At 64.8% G+C, this 19,521-nt stretch carries 22 protein-coding genes; 16 read left to right on the forward strand and 6 right to left on the reverse strand.

Translation table 11 applies throughout. The annotated features are described in order from the left end of the window. The first annotated feature begins 66 nt into the window (after positions 1 to 66). Positions 67 to 1,593 (forward strand): MocR-like pyridoxine biosynthesis transcription factor PdxR, encoded by a 1,527-nt coding sequence (gene pdxR / locus ACQZ5H_RS01005; protein WP_449096472.1) that lies wholly within the window; start codon positions 67 to 69, stop codon positions 1,591 to 1,593. 101 nt (positions 1,594 to 1,694) lie between these two features. Here pdxR and ACQZ5H_RS01010 read toward each other — a convergent pair whose 3' ends face one another. Continuing rightward, positions 1,695 to 2,081: a DUF1236 domain-containing protein gene (locus tag ACQZ5H_RS01010; RefSeq protein ID WP_162708749.1), complete on the reverse strand. Its 387-nt coding sequence runs from the start codon at positions 2,079 to 2,081 to the stop codon at positions 1,695 to 1,697. A 271-nt stretch (positions 2,082 to 2,352) separates the two neighbouring features. Between ACQZ5H_RS01010 and ACQZ5H_RS01015 the strand changes: the two genes are divergently transcribed. The 3 genes from ACQZ5H_RS01015 to ACQZ5H_RS01025 all read left to right on the forward strand — a co-directional run bounded on the left by ACQZ5H_RS01015 (position 2,353) and on the right by ACQZ5H_RS01025 (position 5,203). Further along, a complete protein-coding gene (locus ACQZ5H_RS01015; RefSeq protein WP_449096473.1) occupies positions 2,353 to 2,586 on the forward strand; it encodes a hypothetical protein in 234 nt (77 codons plus the stop codon). 150 nt (positions 2,587 to 2,736) lie between these two features. After that, positions 2,737 to 3,903 carry an AI-2E family transporter gene (locus tag ACQZ5H_RS01020; RefSeq protein WP_112719181.1) on the forward strand — a complete coding sequence of 389 codons (1,167 nt, stop codon included), beginning with the start codon at positions 2,737 to 2,739 and terminating at the stop codon, positions 3,901 to 3,903. 7 nt (positions 3,904 to 3,910) lie between these two features. Next, on the forward strand, positions 3,911 to 5,203 hold the full coding sequence (locus tag ACQZ5H_RS01025; protein ID WP_449096474.1) for an NAD(P)/FAD-dependent oxidoreductase: 1,293 nt from the start codon (positions 3,911 to 3,913) through the stop codon (positions 5,201 to 5,203). Between the two features lie 240 nt (positions 5,204 to 5,443). On the opposite strand, the gene ACQZ5H_RS01030 is transcribed toward ACQZ5H_RS01025, so the two are convergent. After that, positions 5,444 to 6,253: a polysaccharide deacetylase family protein gene (locus ACQZ5H_RS01030; protein ID WP_449096475.1), complete on the reverse strand. Its 810-nt coding sequence runs from the start codon at positions 6,251 to 6,253 to the stop codon at positions 5,444 to 5,446. Between the two features lie 211 nt (positions 6,254 to 6,464). Here ACQZ5H_RS01030 and trhA point away from each other — a divergent pair, with 211 nt between their 5' ends. Continuing rightward, the gene (trhA, locus tag ACQZ5H_RS01035; RefSeq protein ID WP_449096476.1) at positions 6,465 to 7,133 is read left to right on the forward strand and encodes a PAQR family membrane homeostasis protein TrhA; all 669 of its coding nucleotides are present in this window, start codon (positions 6,465 to 6,467) and stop codon (positions 7,131 to 7,133) included. A gap of 23 nt (positions 7,134 to 7,156) precedes the next feature. Here trhA and ACQZ5H_RS01040 read toward each other — a convergent pair whose 3' ends face one another. Then, positions 7,157 to 7,633 carry a hypothetical protein gene (locus ACQZ5H_RS01040; protein ID WP_449096477.1) on the reverse strand — a complete coding sequence of 159 codons (477 nt, stop codon included), beginning with the start codon at positions 7,631 to 7,633 and terminating at the stop codon, positions 7,157 to 7,159. Positions 7,634 to 7,760: 127 nt separating this feature from the next. Here ACQZ5H_RS01040 and ACQZ5H_RS01045 point away from each other — a divergent pair, with 127 nt between their 5' ends. Then, a complete protein-coding gene (locus ACQZ5H_RS01045; protein ID WP_449096478.1) occupies positions 7,761 to 8,267 on the forward strand; it encodes an N-acetyltransferase family protein in 507 nt (168 codons plus the stop codon). Further along, positions 8,264 to 8,773, forward strand: coding sequence for an AAA family ATPase (locus tag ACQZ5H_RS01050; RefSeq protein ID WP_449096479.1), 510 nt, complete (start codon positions 8,264 to 8,266; stop codon positions 8,771 to 8,773). The genes ACQZ5H_RS01045 and ACQZ5H_RS01050 overlap by 4 nt, the downstream gene beginning before the upstream one ends. 4 nt (positions 8,774 to 8,777) lie before the next feature. Here ACQZ5H_RS01050 and msrB read toward each other — a convergent pair whose 3' ends face one another. Continuing rightward, the gene (msrB, locus tag ACQZ5H_RS01055; RefSeq protein WP_112719174.1) at positions 8,778 to 9,188 is read right to left on the reverse strand and encodes a peptide-methionine (R)-S-oxide reductase MsrB; all 411 of its coding nucleotides are present in this window, start codon (positions 9,186 to 9,188) and stop codon (positions 8,778 to 8,780) included. A gap of 187 nt (positions 9,189 to 9,375) precedes the next feature. On the opposite strand from msrB, the gene ACQZ5H_RS01060 reads away from it, so the two are divergent. The 9 genes from ACQZ5H_RS01060 to ACQZ5H_RS01100 all read left to right on the forward strand — a co-directional run bounded on the left by ACQZ5H_RS01060 (position 9,376) and on the right by ACQZ5H_RS01100 (position 16,874). Continuing rightward, positions 9,376 to 9,615 (forward strand): hypothetical protein, encoded by a 240-nt coding sequence (locus tag ACQZ5H_RS01060; protein WP_130278748.1) that lies wholly within the window; start codon positions 9,376 to 9,378, stop codon positions 9,613 to 9,615. Between the two features lie 58 nt (positions 9,616 to 9,673). Then, the gene (locus ACQZ5H_RS01065) at positions 9,674 to 12,040 is read left to right on the forward strand and encodes a putative monovalent cation/H+ antiporter subunit A (protein WP_449096480.1); all 2,367 of its coding nucleotides are present in this window, start codon (positions 9,674 to 9,676) and stop codon (positions 12,038 to 12,040) included. A gap of 220 nt (positions 12,041 to 12,260) precedes the next feature. Beyond that, the gene (locus ACQZ5H_RS01070; protein ID WP_130278746.1) at positions 12,261 to 12,680 is read left to right on the forward strand and encodes a Na+/H+ antiporter subunit B; all 420 of its coding nucleotides are present in this window, start codon (positions 12,261 to 12,263) and stop codon (positions 12,678 to 12,680) included. Next, positions 12,680 to 13,057, forward strand: a complete 378-nt coding sequence (locus tag ACQZ5H_RS01075; RefSeq protein ID WP_449096481.1) for a Na+/H+ antiporter subunit C — start codon at positions 12,680 to 12,682, stop codon at positions 13,055 to 13,057. The genes ACQZ5H_RS01070 and ACQZ5H_RS01075 overlap by 1 nt, the downstream gene beginning before the upstream one ends. A 238-nt stretch (positions 13,058 to 13,295) precedes the next feature. Then, on the forward strand, positions 13,296 to 14,846 hold the full coding sequence (locus tag ACQZ5H_RS01080) for a Na+/H+ antiporter subunit D (protein WP_449096482.1): 1,551 nt from the start codon (positions 13,296 to 13,298) through the stop codon (positions 14,844 to 14,846). Then, positions 14,843 to 15,316, forward strand: coding sequence for a Na+/H+ antiporter subunit E (locus tag ACQZ5H_RS01085; RefSeq protein WP_449096483.1), 474 nt, complete (start codon positions 14,843 to 14,845; stop codon positions 15,314 to 15,316). Before ACQZ5H_RS01080 ends, ACQZ5H_RS01085 begins: the two co-directional genes overlap by 4 nt. Next, entirely contained in the window at positions 15,313 to 15,675 is a 363-nt protein-coding gene (locus ACQZ5H_RS01090; RefSeq protein ID WP_449096484.1) for a cation:proton antiporter, read from the forward strand. Before ACQZ5H_RS01085 ends, ACQZ5H_RS01090 begins: the two co-directional genes overlap by 4 nt. Further along, on the forward strand, positions 15,672 to 16,004 hold the full coding sequence (gene mnhG, locus ACQZ5H_RS01095; RefSeq protein WP_199626812.1) for a monovalent cation/H(+) antiporter subunit G: 333 nt from the start codon (positions 15,672 to 15,674) through the stop codon (positions 16,002 to 16,004). Before ACQZ5H_RS01090 ends, mnhG begins: the two co-directional genes overlap by 4 nt. Before the next feature lie 438 nt (positions 16,005 to 16,442). Continuing rightward, complete coding sequence (locus ACQZ5H_RS01100; protein ID WP_112389884.1) at positions 16,443 to 16,874, forward strand: Ros/MucR family transcriptional regulator; 432 nt, start codon at positions 16,443 to 16,445, stop codon at positions 16,872 to 16,874. Between the two features lie 64 nt (positions 16,875 to 16,938). Here the strand turns inward: ACQZ5H_RS01100 and ACQZ5H_RS01105 are convergent, their stop codons facing one another. Together ACQZ5H_RS01105 and ACQZ5H_RS01110 are read right to left on the reverse strand one after the other, a co-directional pair. Then, positions 16,939 to 18,138, reverse strand: coding sequence for an MFS transporter (locus ACQZ5H_RS01105; protein WP_449096485.1), 1,200 nt, complete (start codon positions 18,136 to 18,138; stop codon positions 16,939 to 16,941). 406 nt (positions 18,139 to 18,544) lie between these two features. Beyond that, a complete protein-coding gene (locus ACQZ5H_RS01110; protein ID WP_449096486.1) occupies positions 18,545 to 19,441 on the reverse strand; it encodes an AraC family transcriptional regulator in 897 nt (298 codons plus the stop codon). Positions 19,442 to 19,521 lie beyond the last annotated feature (80 nt).

Consider the following 19,521-nt stretch of genomic DNA (forward strand, 5'->3'; position numbering starts at 1 on the left):
GCGATTGAAAGTGGTCCGATAAAAGTGAATAATCGATGGTATATCCAGAGCCACTTTGAGCCAGCCATGCAAGCCACTTCACTCCGCAAGATCAATGCCGCGAAGACCAGCGCCCGCACCCTGCGCCGCGAAAGCGCCGCCGCCGGTTTCCTGCCGGATATCGACGCATCCTCATCCGTTCCCGCCGTGCGCCAGCTCTATCTGCAACTTCGCGACGGCATCGTCGCGGGCGTGCTGCAGCCGGATCACCGGCTGCCCTCGACGCGCACGGCATCATCGGAATGGTCGCTGTCGCGCGGGCTGATCGCCGAGGCCTACGAGATGCTTATCGCCGAGGGCTATGCCGAGGGGCGGCATGGCTCCGGCACCTATGTCGCCTCCGGCCTGCCGCCGATGCCCACCGGAAGCACCGGCGCACGCGAGGCGGCCGACAACAGCGCGCGCCGCGGCATATCGACGGCGGCACGGCTGGCGATGCGCACCGATCTTGCGCCGCCCGCCCAGGTGGCCTTCGCCACCGGCCGGGTGATCCATGACGAGCGCACCGCCGGGCTCTTGAAGCGGCTCGCCCACCGCCATATCGATTACGCCAGCGACCGCTACCGCGATCCGCAGGGCGAACTTTCGCTGCGCCAGGCGGTGGCCGCCCATCTTGCGGCCTCGCGCGGCGTGCGCTGCGATCCCGGCCAGATCTTCATCACCTCAGGCACGCAGCAGGCGTTGGATTTCGCCATCCGCGTGCTCGTTTCGCCCGGCGAAACCGTGATGATCGAGGATCCCTGCTACCCGCCGGCGCGGCTCGCCTTCCTGCTGAACGGTGCCGCGATCACCGGCCTGCCTGTCGATGGCGAAGGCGTGATCACCGAGCACCTGTCGCTCTATGACGGCCCGGCACCGGCGGCGATCTACGTCACCCCGTCGCATCAATACCCCTCGGGTTCGGCCCTGCCGCTGGCACGGCGGCTGGAGCTGCTTGCCTTCGCGCAGGACCGCGGCAGCTGGATCATCGAGGACGATTACGACAGCGAATTCCGCTACGAGGGCCATCCGATCGCTTCGCTGCAGGGCCTCGATGCGACGCGCCGCGTCATCTATGCCGGCACTTTCAGCAAGGCGCTGCTGCCGGGCTTCCGCGTCGGCTATCTGATCGTGCCCGACGATCTCGTCGCCGCCTTCCGCGCCGTGCGCCCGATCATCGACCGCTTCCCGGCGCCGCTCCACCAGCTCATCGTCGCCGATTTCCTCAACGAGGGCTATTTCCCCGCCCATCTGCGGCGCCTGCGCGAAAGCCACCGCGCCGCCCGCGACAATCTCGCTCTCCTGTTGAAGGACCGGCTCTCCGACCACCTGATCGCCCCCGTCCCCGAACAGGGCATCCACTACACCGTCCGAAGCACGGGTACATGGACGGATGACCGGGCGCTCGCCGAAGCGGCGCTGAAAGGCGGCGTGGTCGTCATCCCGGTCTCGCCGATGCATGTCTCCGCCTCCAGCGAGCCGCGCCTTCTGCTCGGCTTCTCCGGTTTGACGGCTGCCGAGGCGGATGTGGCGACCGCGCGGCTGGCGAAGGTGTTTGCGAGCGTCGCAAAATAGCGTGCAAAACGAAACAGGCGTTGACCGAAGCCAACGCCTGCATCGCGCATCCGCAGGGAGTTTTCACTCTGGAACCAGGCCGGATGCACTACTGAATCATCTTACTGGATGACCTGGACCACCTTGCGGGTCTGCGGCTCGACGATGACGCGCTCCTGGCCCATCACCACATAGCCGTATTTGGGGTTCTCAGGCACCGGCGTCACCACGACATCGGCGGGCAGGGCCGCCCCCACCTGGACCGGCTGCTGCACCACGACGGTCTGCTGCGGAACCGGGGCCTGCTGGACATAGGTGACGACTTCGCGTGGCGGCGGATCGATGACGCCGCCGGCAATGCCGCCGACCACAGCACCGACGCCGGCGCCGACAGGGCCGCCGACGATGGCGCCCGTGGCTGCACCGCCGACCATGCCGGTGACGGCGCCGTCGGCATAGGCGGAAGCTGCGAAACACGTCATTGCTGCTGCGATAAGAACTGTTTTCATGACCAAATCTCCTTCTGTCTGGTGGGGTGGGAAAAGCCGCGGCAGCGAGTTTGTTCCGCATATCGGACTTTGGTCGGATAGGACGCGGCGGCGGCCGGGAGAGGCGGCAGAGATAGGACTTCGGTCCGATACCAGCGCGTTTCGAAAGCCCTATCTCATCAGCAGACCTTGTGCGCGCTGGCGACCAATCTATCGCACGACGAGGTTCGAGGGTTCGCCGTCGTCGCGCGTGGCGAACCCTCCTTTGATCTACCGAATGAAGGAGACGCGGATGGACAGGCTGGCACACATCGCCGAACTCTCGGGCGAGATCAGATCACGGCGCCTCTTCTGCGAATTCATCGAATCCGGCGGCCGGGTGATCGCATCGGAAAGCGACGGCGGCCCCTGGACGGACGTCACCGCCGCAACCGTTGCCCGCGAGTGCCGGCGCATCGAAGCGCTGGAGCGCACGCGGCGCAGGCTGATGCCGAAGGAGCCGACGCTTCATGACCGGGGCCGTTGAGGCGCCGGACCACCTGCTGCCGTATAGGCTGTCCACCGTCTTTCGTGGTCTCCACGCAACACCTTCGATCGCGCTGAAACCGCTGCGGAACCGAATCCGCCGATTTGCGTTTCCGTGGCGAAGCAATGGGGTTTCCGGGGACAGATCGACATGGGCATAGCCAACGGCATCCGCAAGCAGGCAAGGAAGATCGCGATCGGCGGCTCGCACAAGAGCGCCTGGGCCGAGACGCTTTCGGCAGCCACCGAACAGATGCCGCAGACGCCGGTTCGCCGGGTCGAGAAGGACGGTCTCGATATTTCGATGGCCTGGGCGATCATCGGCATTTTCGGCATTCTCGGGCTGGCCGCCGTCTATCAGATGTCGTTGATCCTGATACCGCTGACACTGGCGATCGTCGTCGGCATGATCCTCGGCATGCTCGCCGAGAAGCTGTCGCGCATGGGCGTGCCGCGCATCACCAATGCGGTGATCCTGTCGAGCTCCGTGGCGCTGGTCATCTTCCTGGTTTCCAATGCGCTGGCCGGGCCGGTGACGACGCTCCTCAATGAAGGGCCGGCCTTCATCGAGAAGACCACCGACCGGCTGATGCCCTATCTCGAAAAGATCCGCTGGCTGCACATCACCCCCGAGACCTTCCAGAGCGGGCCGATGTCGGCCGACAAGCTGCTCGAAAACACCGGCAACGTCTTGCATCTCGTCACCGCCAACCTGACGCCGGCGCTGGTGCAGGGGCTGATCTTCTTTGCCGCGCTGCTGCTCTTCCTGATCGGCCGGGTCAATCTCCGCAAGACGATCATCATGACCTTCCGAGAGCGGCCGCAGCGCCTCGCCGCGATCCGCGTCATCAGCTCGGTCGAGCAGGTGCTCGGCTTCTATTTCGCCACGGCGTCGATCATCTATGCCGGGCTCGGCGTGATCATGACGCTGATCGCCTGGGCAGGCGGGCTCTCGGCGCCGGTGCTCTGGGGCTTCTTCGCCTTTCTCTCGAGCTTCATTCCCTATCTCGGCATCACCATGATGACCTTCGCAGTCGCCGTTGCAGGCATTCTCACCCATGATGGCATCGTCATCGGCCTGCTGCCGGCCGCCTGCTTCTTCGTCGTCCACCTCTTGATGGAAAACCTGATCTTCCCGGCCGTCATGGGCCGTCGCCTGGAGATCAATCCCTTCGTCGTCTTCCTCGCCATCATCTTCTGGACCTGGATGTGGGGTGCGGTCGGCGCCATGCTGGCGCTGCCGCTGTCGCTGATCGTCATGACCATCGTCGACGAGCTGTTCCTCGAAGAGCGCGTCCAGCCGCAACTGCCGAAGTGAGGTGACCATGGGCGATGGCGTCGAATTCAATCCTGAAAGCCAGGACGCATTGCGCAGCGGCGCGAGCCCCTGGGGACGCGGTGCCCGCGGCCCGGCCTACGAGCCGCTGACGCAAAGCTACAAGACCGACGCGCTGGTCATCGGCGGCGGGATAACCGGCGCGCTCGCCGCCGAACACCTGACGGCCCGCGGGCTCTCGGTGATCGTCATCGACAAGGAAGAGCCCGGCCTCGGCTCGACCGCCGCCAGCACCGCCATGCTGCAATGGGAGATCGACAGCACGCTGACCGAGCTGGAGCATTACTACGGCTTCGAGCGGGCGGCGGGCATGTACAGGCGCAGCGCCGCCGCCGTCTCCGGCCTTGCCAAGCTGATCGCCGCCCATGCGCTGCCGTGCGGTTTCCAACCGCGGCAGACACTCTATCTCGCCCAGAACCATGAGGGCGCCCGCGATCTTTTCGAGGAGCGACAGCTGCGCCGCCGCGCCGGTCTGCCGGGTGTCTATCTCGAACATTGCGACCTCTTCACCCAGTTCGAGCTCGATCGCGATGCCGGCATTCTCTCGCCGGGTTCCGCCGAGGCCGATCCGCTGCAGCTCGCCTGGGGCCTGCTCGAAATCGCCATCGCCCGCGGCGCCATGCCGGTACGCGCCACCGTGAAGCGGCTGCACAGCGAGGGCGGCAAGGTCACCGCCGAGCTCGACGGTCCCTTCGTCATCGAAGCCGATACCGCCGTGCTCGCCACCGGCTATTCGATGCCCGAGATCGACATGCCGAAGCTGCACAAGGTGAGCTCCAGCTTCGCGATCGCCACCGTGCCGCAGGATCCGGCAACCCTCTGGCGCGACCGGGCATTGATCTGGGAGGACGCCCATCCCTATCTCTACGTGCGCACCACCCCCGACCACCGGATCATCGCCGGCGGCGAGGACGACGCCACAGTCGACCCCGACCGGCGCGATGCCGAGCTCGCCGGCAAGGCAAGCATCATCCGCGACAAGCTGCAGCGCCTCTGGCCGCAGGCCAACACCGAAATCGCCACCGCCTGGTGCGGCACCTTCGGCGAAACAGCCGACGGCCTGCCCCTGATCGGCCCGGTCCCCCGCCTGCCCAACGTCTACGCCGCCTACGGCTACGGCGGCAACGGCATCACCTTCTCCTTCCTCGCCGCCCAGATGATCGGCGCGATGGTGGCAGGCGTCCACCGCGACTGGTTCGACGATTACGCGCTGGATCGCGACGGGCCGGGGTTCAGGGGTTTTCGGGCTGGGGAATATGGGGTGGAGACGATGTTGCGGTAGGGCGCGCGTTTCACCCGGGGCCACCCCCCTCTGCCCTGCCGGGCATCTCCCCCACAAGGGGGAGATCCGCTGGGGGCGGGCACCCGGGCTACGTTGATTGGGCGAACGCATCTCTCTCCTACCTTGTCCATGTGACGAGCATAGAGACCCGGTGGTCGAGCGGCTCACCCCCAGGCGATCTCCCCCCTTGTGGGGGAGATGCCCGGCAGGGCAGAGGGGGGTGGCCTCACGGCACAACGACTAATTCGTCGTCTGATCATCCCCCAGATCTTCAGCATCCTGCAACCTGACAAACTCCACCCCGCGGGCCTTCAGATCGACGATCGCCTTGGCGACCCCGGCACCCGCAGCATGCGTCGGCTGATTGATATGCGAGATCACCACATCGCCATCCTTGGCCAAACCGATGCGCTTCTCCGTCACCGCGGCCCCGAGCAGCGACCCGCCATCGCCATTCACCGAATAACCGGCGATCTTGTAGCCCATGGCGCGGATCTGGGCGATTGCCGGAAGGTCGTATTTCGCCGTCGAGCCGCGGAACCAGTGCGGTGCTGCGATCCCGGCCGCCAGCATCGCATCGGCGCCGCCCTGGACCTCCTGATGTACGGCCTCGGGCGAACCCGCCGCCGCAATGCCATAGATCAGCGCCGGCTTGTCGACCGCCGGAATATGGTTCTGCCCGTGGTTCTCGAGCTCGAACAAATCGGGGTTCTTCAGGAACACCGCCAGCGCCTCCGGATTGCGCTTCAGCCAGCGCGCCGTGACGAAGATCGTCGCCGGGATGCGTTCGGAAACCAGCGTCGAAATGATCCGCTCATCGGCCTTGCCCATGCAGGCATCGAAGGTCAGCGCCACGCGCGGACGGCCGGGAACACCCGAGCGCACCACATGCAGCTCCGGCTCCACCAGCTTCGGCCCCTTGACCTTCGGCGCCGGCTTCGCGGCAGCGGGAGCGGCAGGTGCCACTGCGGGAGGCTCCGCCGCGGAAGCAGCAGAAGCAGCAGAAAGCGAGGCTGCAAGCAGCGCGGAAGCAAGAACAATACGGATCATGGGAGACGAGTTTCTATAATTTCGATGAAGGAATTCTATTCCGGCCGGCGAGGGATCGCGATGCGTCCTGATGCCGCTCGTATAGCGGCTGCCATCGCCGCTGTCCTGCCATATTCGCTCCGCCCGAGTTTAAGCCTCTAACACCTTGGTACCGGTTGCGCCGATACCCATTCGATGCCAGCATTGGCACCAACAGAAACGGGTGTGCGCAATGGCAGAGTTCAACGGGATCCGCTGGGCTTATGACAAATACGAGTTGATCGCTGACGGCATCGTCCATGGTGTCGGGCTGGCGCTGGCGCTCGTCGGCGCCACGGTGCTGATCTTCTATGCCACCGTCTGGAGTTCGCATGGCGAGCTGGCCGCGGCCTGGGTCTATGGCATTGGGCTCGTCATGACGATCGGCATTTCCTTCACCTACAATGCCTGGCCGGTTTCGCGCACCAAATGGTTCCTGCGCCGGCTCGACCATTCCTCGATCTTCATCCTGATCGCCGCAACCTACACGCCGTTCCTCGAAAGGGGCTCCGACGATCCGCTTCTGTTTTCGATGCTGATCGGCATCTGGGTGGTGGCGATCGTCGGCATTCTCCTGAAATGCGTCTTTCCCGGGCGCTACGACAAGCTGGCGATCCTGCTCTATCTCGCCATGGGCTGGAGCGGTGTGCTGGTGGCCGAGCCCGTCGCCTCGCGCATTCCCTTCGCCTCGATGCTGCTGATCGTCATCGGTGGCGTCATTTATTCGGCCGGCGTCATCTTCCATGTCTGGGAGAAGCTGCGCTTCCAGAACGCCATCTGGCACGGCTTCGTCGTTGCCGCTGCCGCCGTGCATTATTCGGCGGTGCTCACCTGCTTCAGCATGGGCGCCTCCAATCTCTGATCAGGGCATGCGGCGCACCGCACTCAGCGGCAGTGCGGCGGTCCCGAGAGCGTCTTGACGAGATGCGCGACGATGGGATCGTAGAGCTTCGCATCGGCCTTCGGATAATCCAGCACGAAATAGCCGCCGGCACCCTGGCAGAGCGAGACCGCGCGCACATAGAGGATGCGGTCCTTGCGCGTGCCGGAATAGCTGGCCCAGCCCTTGGCCGATTTGTCGTAGGAGATTACCCAGCCGGCATCCTTGTCGGATTGCTTGCGCCTGGCGGTATCGTCGGCGAAATTCTCTTCGGTGAGATTGGCGCCGAAGACCAGAAGCTTCGCCTTGCCGTCCTTCGATTGCAGCGTCATGCCGTCGCCATTGTCGGCCTCGCTGACGGCGGCGAAATCGCCGGGCAGGTCGATCACATAGCCGAAGCGCGGATTGGCATAGGGCTTCCAGTCGGCGGCCAGCGCAGGCGAGGCGGCAAGAAGCAGCAGGAGAGCAAGGGACAGGCGCATCGTATCCTCCGGTCAGGCGCCGGAAACTAGCGCAAACCGCGCCGCCGGTCGCGGCAAATCTATCGGGTTTACATCGCCTGGGCGCCAGCGTATCGCTGCCCTATATTTTGCCGAAATGGAAGAAGACATGACCGACGCCGTCACCATCCGCGACGCCACCGAAGCCGACCTTGCCGCGATCCGCGATATCTACAACCACGCCGTCGAACACACGACGGCGATCTGGAACGAGACCGTCGTCGATCTCGACAACCGCATCGAATGGTTCAAGGCGCGGCAGGCGAGGGGCTTTCCGGTTCTGGTCGCCGAGCGCAATGGCGCGATCGCCGGCTACGCCTCCTATGGCGACTGGCGCGCCTTCGACGGCTTCCGCCACACGGTCGAGCATTCCGTCTATGTCGAGAAGGATAATCAGGGCGCCGGCATCGGCAAGCTCTTGATGCAGGCGCTGATCAAGCGTGCCGGTGAAAACGGCATCCACGTCATGATCGCCGGCATCGAGGCCAACAATGCGGCATCGATCGCCCTTCACGAAAAGCTCGGCTTCCGCAATGGCGGCACCTTCTTCGAAGTCGGCAAGAAATTCGGCCGCTGGCTGGACCTGACCTTCATGGAACTGAGGGTGCCGAATTGACCCTCGTCGTCCTCACAGGCGCCTCGGGCGCAGGCAAGACCGCGATCTCGGATCTGATCGCCGCGGAGCACGGCGCGGACATCGACATCCGCTTCTTCGATTCGATCGGCGTGCCGCCCGTCGAGGAAATGAACGCGCTGTTCGGCTCGCCGGCCGGCTGGCAGCAGGCGATGACGGCGGAATGGATGGCGCGGCTCGCCGGAACCATGCAGCCCGGCCGCCCGGTCTTGTTCGAGGGCCAGATGCGCATCGGCTTCGTCGTCGATGCCGCAGCCGCCATGGGCCTTGCCTGCCACATCATCCTCGTCGATTGCGACGACGCGACCCGGCGCCACCGCCTGACGTCCGATCGCAACCAGCCTGAACTCGCCAATGACGACATGATGAACTGGGCCGCCTTCCTGCGCCGCGAGGCTCAATCAGCAGGATGCGAAATCCTCGACACATCGAACCTGCCGATCGCCGAGGCCGCGGCGATCGTTCTCCAGCGCCTGCGCGGCAGCTGAGCTTTTACCGTCCCGCTTCGAACACCATGGCGTGCCCGTTGATGCAGTAGCGCAGCCCTGTCGGCGGTGGTCCGTCGGGGAAGACGTGGCCGAGATGGGCGTCGCAATTGGCGCAGCGGATCTCGGTGCGCACCATGCCATAGGTGGTGTCGCGGTGCTCGGTGATCGCCTCGGGCGATACGGCCTCGAAATAGCTCGGCCAGCCGCATCCGGCATCGAATTTGGTATCGGAGCGGAACAGCGGCTCGTTGCAGCAGACGCAGCTGTAGAGCCCCGTCTCGAAACTATCCCAATAAGGCCCGGTAAAGGCCCGCTCGGTGCCGTGATGGCGGGTGATGCGGTATTGCTCGGGTGTCAGCTGAGCTTTCCACTCGTCATCGGTCCTGTGAAACTTCGCAATGTCGATATCGGGCATGGGGGCTTGCTCCTTCGGCGCCAAAGAAGACAGATTTTCCGACGCCGCGAATGTGGAGCGGAAATTGGGCGGTATCAAGAGTGATGCGTCTATAGCCTGAAAGCTTTAGTCCGTTTTGCCGGTTTGCGGGCGTTGGCGCTTCTCCGGTATTCTCCTTGCAACGGGGAGTACCAGGGGGGACTTCGACGTGCTGACCATCCTCGCTTTCGCAATCTACGCCGCCATCTCGGCCGCCTGTTTTCTGATCACCTTTCTGGAGGGCTGGGCGGAGCATGATCGCTACACGCCATCGCGGATCGCCGGCCTTGCCGCCTGCATCGTCTGGCCGCTGATCCTCCTCGCGCCATTGGTGCATGCCGCTCTCGGCCCGCGCTTTGCCTGTGCACCCATCCCGAAAAGGCTTGAGGCCCGGCGCCGATTGACCTAGGTCTTGGAAACGCATCCGGTTTTCCGGATTTCCGAGGGGTTTCCATCAAGGAGAGCATATGGCCGGTGTCACGGGTCTGACATTTCTTGCCCTGTGCCTGCCGTTCATCGGCGCCCTTGCCGCACCCTTTGCCGTCAGGCTGTTCGGCGCCAATGCCGCCTGGCTTCTCGCGCTGTTCCCGCTGCTCTCTTTTCTGCATTTCCTCGGTTTCCTGCCGGAGATCGCTGCCGGTGAAGTCGCGACCGGCGGCTATGTCTGGGTGCCCAGCTACAATCTCAGCTTCTCCTGGTTTCTCGACGGGCTGTCGCTCACCTTCGCGCTGCTGATCACGGGCATCGGCACGCTGATCGTGCTCTATGCCGGGGGATACCTGAAGGGGCACAGGGATCACGGTCGCTTCTTCTCCTTCATCTTCCTGTTCATGGGCTCGATGCTGGGGCTGGTCGTGTCCGACAGCTTCCTGATGCTCTTCATCTTCTGGGAGCTGACCTCGATCACCTCCTTCCTGCTGATCGGCTTCGACCACGAGCGCGAGGCGGCGCGAAGGGCAGCCCTGCAGGCGCTCGTCGTCACCGGCGGCGGCGGCCTCTGCCTGCTCGCCGGCCTGCTGTTCATCTGGAACATCACAGGCGTCACCCAGCTGTCGCTGATCATGGAAGCGGGCGATCTGATGCGCGAGAGCCCGTTCTATCTGGCCACACTGCTCCTCGTCCTCGGCGGCGCCTTCACCAAGTCGGCGCAGTTCCCGTTTCACTTCTGGCTGCCGAACGCCATGGAAGCGCCGACGCCGGTCTCCGCCTATCTGCATTCGGCGACCATGGTGAAGGCAGGCGTCTACCTGCTCCTGCGCCTTCATCCGCTGCTCGGCGAAACGCCGGCCTGGGAAATCCTGCTGCCCTTCTTCGGCGGCATGACGCTGGCAACCGGTGCCGCGCTCGCCATCCGCCAGACCGACCTGAAACTGAAGCTCGCCTATACGACCGTCTCCTCGCTCGGCCTGCTGGTGCTGCTTGCCGGCTTCGGCTCGGAATATGCCATCGAGGCGGCGGTGCTCTATCTCGTCGCCCATTCGCTGTTCAAGGGCGCGCTCTTCATGGTCGCCGGCATTCTCGATCACGAGACCGGCACGCGCGATATCACCCGGCTGAGCGGCCTTGCCTCGGCCATGCCGCTGACCTGCGCCGCCGCCCTGGCCGCCGCCTTCTCGATGGCCGGCCTGCCGCCCTTCTTCGGCTTCCTCGCCAAGGAGGAGATCTATGCGGCGCTGGCGATCGGCGACCTGCGCTCGATCGTCTTCACATCGGTCGCCGTCTTCGGCAACGCGCTGATGTTCGCGATCGCCTTCGCCGTCGGCCTGAAGCCTTTCATCGGTAAACGCTCGGAAACCCCGAAGCGGCCGCATGAGGCGCCCGTTCTCCTGTGGATCGGCCCGGCTCTGCTGGCATTGCTCGGCTTCGTCGCCGCCATCTTCTCCGCCTCCGCCCACCGCTATATCTCGACGCCGATGGCCTCCGCCGTCGCGCACCGGCCGGTCGAGATCACCATTTCGCTGATGCCGCATGTCGGCGTGCCGCTGCTGCTGTCGGTGCTCACCATCGCGCTCGGCATCGCCATCTATTTCCAGCTCGACCGCAGCCGCCGTCTCGCCGATGCCTTCTTCCGCGCTGCCGGTCCCGGCCCGGGTACGGGTTTCGACATCTTCATCTCCGGCCTCGTGCGCCTGGCGCACCGCGTCACGGGCATCCTGCAGCCGGGGCGCCTGGAAATCTATGTGACGGCGACCTTCATCCTGCTTGCCGCCATCCTGCTCGTGCCGCTCTATCTCTATGGCGAACTGCCCTCCGGCATCGCCTGGCCGGATCATGTCCGGCTGCATGAATGGGCGGTGCTGCTGCTGGCGGTGATCGGCCTTGCCGCCGTGCTGACCGCCCGCGACCGGCTGACGGCGATCGCCGCGCTCGGCATCCAGGGCCTCTCGGTCGCGCTGATCTTCCTGATGTTCGGCGCCCCGGATCTCGCCTTCACGCAGTTCATGGTCGAGACGCTCGCGGTCGTGATCCTCGCCCTCGTGATGACGCGGCTGCGGCTGTCGCCGACCGACCGCCGCCCGCGCGGTCAGCGGCTCCTCGATGCCGCGATCGCGCTCGCCTGCGGCCTCGGCCTGACGCTGCTCCTGCTCCGCGCCACCTCCGGCCGCTTCGACACGGCGCTCTCGGATTTCTTCAACACCTATTCGAAGACCATCGCCCACGGCACCAATGTGGTGAACGTCATCATCGTCGACTTCCGCGGCACCGACACGCTCGGCGAAATCGCCGTCGTCGCCATCGCCGCCCTCGCCATCATCGCCCTCATCCGCATGCGCGCCGGCACCGAACGCAAACTGGCGCCGCCGGATCCGAAACAACCGGGGAGGGGGACGTGATGATGGCCTCAGTTCTTCCCTTCTCCCCAGCGGGGGTCCGAAGGACGGGTCGAGACCGGCGGCTCGACCCCGGTAGGTGCCCGATAGGGCGGATGAGGGGGCCGCTGGCTCGGCGCGCACCATCTCGTCCGCAACCGTTTTACCGCATGGCCCCCTCATCCGACCCTGCGGGCCACCTTCTCCCCGAGGGGAGAAGGGAAGGCAACAGGGAGGCCCGCCCATGAACACGCTGATCTTCCGCACCATCGCCCCGTTCCTCACAGCCCTGATGCTGCTTTTTTCCGTCTTCATCCTGCTGCGCGGCCATAACGAGCCGGGCGGCGGCTTCATCGGCGGGTTGATCGCGGCCTCGGCGCTCGCGATCTATGGCATCGCCAATGGTGTCCCGGCGGTGCGCCGCGCCATCCGGTTCCACCCGCTCGCCATCGCCGGAGCAGGGCTCTTAATGTCCTCGGTTGCCGGCCTGATTTCCATCTTCGCCGCCGTGCCCTTCATGACCGGGCTCTGGATCTACCCTGTGATCCTCGGCGTCGAGGTGCCGCTCTCTTCGGTGATGCTGTTCGATTTCGGCGTCTATTTCGTCGTGCTCGGCGCCATCACCGCCATTGCCCTGACGCTCGAGGAAAGGGAGGTGGAGTGATGGAGCCGTTGCTTGCCGTTCTCTCCGGGCTGTTCTTCACCGCCGCCATCTATCTGATGCTGTCGAAATTCTCGATCCGCATCATGCTGGGGATCGCCATCCTCGGAAACGGCGTCAACCTGCTGCTCTTCACCGCTGGCCGCCTGACCCGCGAGGTGCCCCCGATCATCCCCGCCGGTCTCGACACGCTGCCGCAGGGTGCGGCCAATCCGCTGCCGCAGGCCCTGATCCTGACGGCGATCGTCATATCCTTCTCCTTCCTCGCCTTCCTGCTGGTGCTGACCTACCGCGCCTACCAGGACATCGGCACCGACAATACCGACGAGATGCGGCTTGCCGAGCCGCGCGACGAGCCGGTTCCGCCGGTGGGGTATTGATGATGGGTGTTGTGCGCATCGAAGGCCCTCTCTGCCCTGCCGGGCATCTCCCCCACAGGGGGGGAGAAGACTCGTGGCGGGCTCACCACTCCCTTATCAAGCAGGGCGCCGGCTTCACGCTTTCGGATGACTGCCGGGCGAGCGGACGCGCCCAGCGTTTCTCCCCCCTTGTGGGGGAGATGCCCGGCAGGGCAGAGAGGGCCTTTTTCCAGGCCACAACGCCGCGAGAGGCGCGCTGATGGCGACCCCCACCACTGCAATCGACCTCTCCACCGCCATGCTCACCGCCCCCGTTCCGGCGGGCCACTGGCTGGTCATCCTCCCCGTCGCACTTTGCATCGTCCTCGGCGCCCTGCTGCTGACGCTGCGCGCCCATGTCCGCCTCCACGCCCCGATCGCCGTGATCGGCCTCGCGGCCCTTGTCGTCATCGACGCGATGCTGCTGCAGAAGGTCATCGCCGAAGGGCCGGTCACCATGGTGATGGGCCGCTGGCTGCCGCCGTTCGGCATTGCCTTCACCGCCGATCTCTTTGGGGCGCTGATGGCGCTTGCGGCGGCGATCGCAGCACTGGCTGGCAGCCTCTATGCGCTTGCCGATACCGATGCCGGGCATCGCCGTTTCGGCTTCTTCCCGCTGCTGCTTCTCCTGATGGCCGGTGTCAGCGGCGCCTTCCTGACGGGAGACGTCTTCAATCTCTATGTCTGGTTCGAGGTGCTCTTGATCTCGTCCTTCGGCCTGCTGATCCTCGGCTCCGAGCGCCGGCAGATCGACGGCGCGATGAAATATGCGGTGCTGAACCTGATCGCCACGACGCTGTTCCTGACGGCCGTCGGCTATCTCTACGCCATCTTCGGCACGCTCAACATGGCGGACGTGGCGCAGAAGGCCGCAAGCCTGCGCGACAGCGCGCCGCTGGTGACGCTCGCCGCACTCTTCCTCTTCGCCTTCGCCATGAAGGCCGCCGCTTTCCCGGTGAATTTCTGGCTACCCGCCTCCTATCACACGCCGCGCATCGTCGTTTCCGCGCTGTTCGCCGGTCTGCTCACCAAAGTCGGCATCTACGCGCTGATCCGCGTCATGGTCATGCTGATGCCGGTCGAGCGGGAAGAACTCAGCCTGCTGATCGCCGTGCTCGGCGCCGCAACGACGCTCGCCGGTGCGCTTGGCGCGCTGGCACAGACCGATATCCGCCGCTTGCTCGGCTATGTCGTGATCTCAGGCATCGGCAACATGCTGGTCGGCATATCGATCGGCACGCCGGGCGGCGTCAGCGGCGCGATCTTCTATGCGCTGCATTCGATCGTGCTGATGGTGGCGCTCTATTTCGCCGCCGGCATTGCCGGTCGCCTCGGCGGCAGCTTCTCGCTGGCGTCGCTCGGCGGGCTCTACCGGGCGCGCGGCTGGTTTGCCGCCGTCTCGCTCATCCTGTTCTTCGCCGCCTCCGGCCTGCCGCCGTTTTCCGGCTTCTGGCCGAAGCTGATGCTGGTCAAGGCCTCGCTCGATGTCGGCGCCTGGTGGCTGGCGGCATCGCTGCTGGTCGGTGGCTTCCTCACCACCATCTGCTTCGGCCGCGTCTTCCTGCTCGCCTATTGGCGCCCGGCCGGCGAGGCGGCCGCACCCGCCGCAATCGGCTGGACCATGACCGTGCCGCTGCTGCTCCTGACCGCGCTCGTCGTCGCCTTCGGCATCCTGCCGGAACAGCTGCTGTCGCTGACGCAATCGGCGGCCGAAAGCCTCGCCGATCCCTCCGCCTATATCCACTCCGTCTTTCCCGGAGGCGTGCCATGATCGCCTTCCTCTTCAATCTGCTGCTCGCCATCGCCTGGGCCGCCGTCTCCGGCAGCGCCTCGCCGCACAATCTGCTGCTCGGCTTCGTGCTTGGCGCCATCGCGCTCGCGATCGTGCGCCAGTCGATCGGCCGCGGCGCCTATGTCTTCCGCGCCGGCCGCATCGTGTCGCTGGCGCTGCTCTTCCTGAAGGAACTGGCGCTCTCGGCCTGGACGGTGGCGCTCACCGTCCTCAAGCCGAGGATGGATATCAAGCCCGGCATCTTCGCCTTTCCGCTCACCGTCGACCGCGATTTCGAGATCACGCTGCTCGCCAATCTCATCACGCTGACGCCCGGCACGCTCTCCGTCGATGTCAGCGACGACCGCCGCACGCTCTATGTCCACGCGCTCGACTGCTCCAACCCGCAGGCCGCCCGCAAGGCGATCGCCGAGGGCTTCGAGCGCAAGATCATGGAGGCCTTCCGTTGATGGAACCGTCAGCCATCGTCGCGCTCGCCGCCAATATCGCGCTCGCCGTCCTCGGCCTGGCGCTGCTCTTGACCGCCTGGCGCATCATCGCCGGGCCGACGCTATCGGACCGGGTTGTCGGCCTGGATATGCTGACCGGCATCGCCATCGGCTTCATCGCCGTGGTCGCGGTCAAGACCGGCTTCACGCTCTATATCGACATCGCCATCTCGCTCGGCCTCGTCGGCTTTCTGGCCACCGTCGCCTTCGCCCGCTTCGTGCTGTCGCGCGGCGAGCAGCAGGCGCCGCCCGCCGTCAAAAAGTCCAAGCCCAAGGGCAAGCCGAAGCGCAAGACCGCCAAGCCGGGGAGGGCAGGCTGATGGAATATGCGATCGCGATCCTCGTCTCGCTTCTGATGCTCGGCGGCGCCTTTTTCGCGCTCGCTGCGGCGATCGGCGTGCTGCGTCTGCCCGATCTCTATTCGCGCATGCATGCGGCGTCCAAGGCTGGCACAGTCGGTTCGGGACTGCTGCTTCTGGCGGCCGGCACCTATTCCGGGGAATTTGCAATCTTTGCGCGAGCGCTAGCCGGCATCGTCTTCCTTCTACTGACCGCTCCGGTTGCCGCGCACCTCCTGGCGAAGGCCGCGCATGCGACCGGGCACAAATTGTGGGACGGTTCCGTACGTGATGAGATGCGCAAACGATGAGAGTATAAAATACAGGGCGTTAAGCAGTTTTACGCAAATTTTGCCTTCGCTTATGGACTAAAGTCGGGTGCTTGCTTGCAAAATCTTAATGTGCGTCGATTTTTTACGTAGAAATCACGCAAATAAGAATTGGACTTTCGGTAAAACGATGATAATTGAATTGCAAGTAGAGTTCTGATTTCGAATTAGAATCGTTTCGCTTTTCCATCCTTAACATTGATATCCAATGTCTAATTAGGGCTGCGGTCGAAGAGTGCGACGGTATGATTCGGATTCAGGCAGTATTGGGACAGAATTCGGCGGCAAGAATCTAGGGGTGGATTCGCGTTTTAGGACATGCTGCCTTAGGCTGGACTTCTGCTGTTAGCCTCTACGAAGGCGATCTTTTTGCTTCTCGAAGCATAGATCATCCATGCATGCGAACAGGAGAAACAAAATATGACGGATACCGCGACCGGCACTGGGCCGGAATTGCTGGTAGAGCTGACGGCCGATATCGTAGCGGCCTATGTCAGCAATCATGTAGTCCCGGTCACCGACTTGGCCAATCTGATTTCCGACGTGCATTCCGCCCTTAGCAACACGTCCGTGCCTCAACCCGCCGCAGCGATCGTAGAAAAGCAGAAGCCTGCTGTTTCTGTCCGCAAGTCCGTTCAGGACGAGCAGATCACCTGCCTGGAATGCGGTGGCAACTTCAAGTCCCTGAAGCGCCACCTGATGACCCATCACAGCCTTTCGCCGGAAGAATACCGCGAAAAGTGGGATCTTCCCGCCGACTATCCGATGGTCGCTCCCGCCTATGCCGAAGCGCGCTCGCGCCTCGCCAAGGAAATGGGCCTCGGCCAGCGCCGCAAGCGCGGCCGCGGCTGATATCAGCGCGCTGTCGATGCCAAGAGCCGGGCTCCCGCCCGGCTTTTTTCGTTTCCGGATGCCGTTATGCCGCGAGCGCCGCTTCGGCCGGCCGCCGCCCGCGCAGCAGGCAGAGCATGACGATGGCCGAGAGCGAGCAGAACAGGCAGAGCGACAGCACCGCGCCATTGCCGTAATTGCTCATCAGCCAGATGAGAACCGGCGGTGAGGCGGCCGAAATCCAGTTGAGTGGCAGCGCGATCCGCGACAACGCCCTGGCAAATTCTCCCTTGTCGTAAAACACCAGCGGGATCGTCGAGCGCGCCACGGCGAGAGCGCCGCTGCTCGTGCCGTAAAGCACCAGGAAGACGCCGACCGCGACCGGCGAACCCTGCACCGCAAGCAGGATCAACAGCGACAGGCAAAGCATCGCCGACGAGCCGATGCCGATTGCCACCCCATCCCATTTGTTATCGGCGACGAAATTCACGCCGCGCGCCGCGATCTGGATGATGCCGAGCGCCGAGCCGAAGGTCAGCGCCTGCGCCGCACTCAGGCCTTCGCCTTTCAAGAGCTCGATCAGCACCGAACTGAAGCCATAGGTGATGAAGGCATTGAAGACGATAGCCGCCACGATCAGCACGAAGGTCCGGTCATAGCTGCGCGCCGCAACGGGCGCCGCCGTCACGCCCGAAGGGGCCGCCTCGATGCGTCTGCGCGGCAGGCCGAAGATGTAAAGCGGCAGGCAGACGACAGCCATCACAAGCGCATAGACCTCGCAGGCGCCCCGCCAGCCGATCTCCGCCTCCAGAAACGAGGTGAGCGGCCAGAAGATCGTGCTCGACAGGCCGGTCACCAGCATCAGCGTACCGATCGCCCGCGCCGCCTTGCGCCCGGCAATCTCGTTGAGCAGGATATGCGCCGGCATGGTCAGGCTGGCACTGCCGGCTGCGCCGACGATCAGCCATCCCAGGAAATAGCCGGCCGGCGAATGCGCCAGCGACAGGAGAAGAAGCCCGACCGCCGACCCTGCCGTCCCGGCAATCATCACCGGCCGCGCCCCAAGGTTCGCAAACACCCGCGACAACAACGGCGAACACGCCCCCATCATCACATAGAAAACCGTCGTCCCGGCAAAGACTTCAGGCATCCCGATCTGAAGATCCGCCGCCATCTGTGACGCTGCGACAGCCGGAAATCCGACGGCGCCCCAGCCGATCAGCTGGGCGATGGAGAGAACGGCGAGGGGAAGGAGAATACTGGTCTCGGTATGGTCTTCGGTCATCAATGGTGTCCGGTCTGCAATTGCAAATCATTAGCAAGTGAAGTGTATCGGTTTGATGACAAGGGAGGGTGGGGTGAGGGGGAGGAGCGAGAGGTGAGTGGGAAGCGTGGAGAGCGGAGAAATTTACATCTCGATTCCCTGTCGCGATGTTCCGGGCGGCTGTGCCTGACGGAGTCGATAGCTTGTACGATGCCTCGCCCACCGCCCTTCACCCGGAGCCCCCTCATCCGCCCTTCGGGCACCTTCTCCCCGCTGGGGAGAAGGGAGGTCGCTACCGGCGCTCCCTTGGGCTACCAGCAGATGGGATCGTCCCTTCTCCCCCGCGGGGAGAAGGTGCCGGCAGGCGGATGAGGGGGCCACACCCAACACCTGTCTCACGACGGTATCCTTCCCGTCTCACGCAACCTCACCCACCCCGCGCATACCGCGCCGGAGGCACCCCCGCATAGCGCGCGAAGGCAACGCTGAACGTGCTCGCCGAGCCGTAGCCGACGCGCTCCGCCACCTCGTCCATCCCCATCTCCCGCCTGCGCAGTAGCTGTTTCGCCAGCGCCATCCGCCAGGCGAGCAGATATTCCATCGGCGCCACGCCGACGACGCGCTGGAAGCGGGCGAAGAAGGCGGAGCGCGAAAGGGCTGCTTCCGCGGCAAGATCGGCCACGGTCCAGGGGTGGGCCGGGCGCGCATGCAGCGCGTGGAGGGCGGCCGCCAGGCGCTCGTCGGCAAGGCCGCGGCTGAGGCCGGGGGCATCCGTCGTTTCCGTGCCGGATCGCAGGGCCTCGATCAGCAACACTTCGAGCAGCCGCTCCAGCACCAGTTCGCGGGCCGGCCGCCGCTCCCGGGTTTCCTCGCCGACCAGCTGCATCAGCGTCGCCAGCCGCGGCTCGCCGCGAACGATGACGACTTCGGGCAACAGCGACACCAGCAGCGCCGCATCCGGCGCGCCGAAGCTGCAATGGCCGATCCGCATGCGCAGATCCGCCGGCCCTTCGAGGCGCCCGGCGCGAAAGCGGCCGTCGCTCAGCTGCGCCGGGATCGTATCCGGCAGATCGGCTGTTCCCTCGAGGCTTTCGTTCACCAGCTCGCGCATCGCCGGCACCAGCACGAAATCGCCGGCCTCCAGGATGAACGGCGGATCGTCTCCGAATCTGACGCGGCAGGCGCCTTCGAGGATGGCGCAATAGAACGGCTCCCCCGTCGCCTCGCGGTGAATGCGCCAGGCGCCGGCGCATTCCACCAGCTTGGAAAAGCGCGCCGCCGGCTGCAGCAGGGTGACGATGTCGGCAAGCGGATCGATGGTCATGATCAGGACTGACGCTAAAGAAATGGAGACTTCAGACTATAGAAGGTCTTGATCCCGGTCACTAGCATCACGGCATTCCT

This window comes from Rhizobium sp. 21-4511-3d (assembly GCF_053522545.1).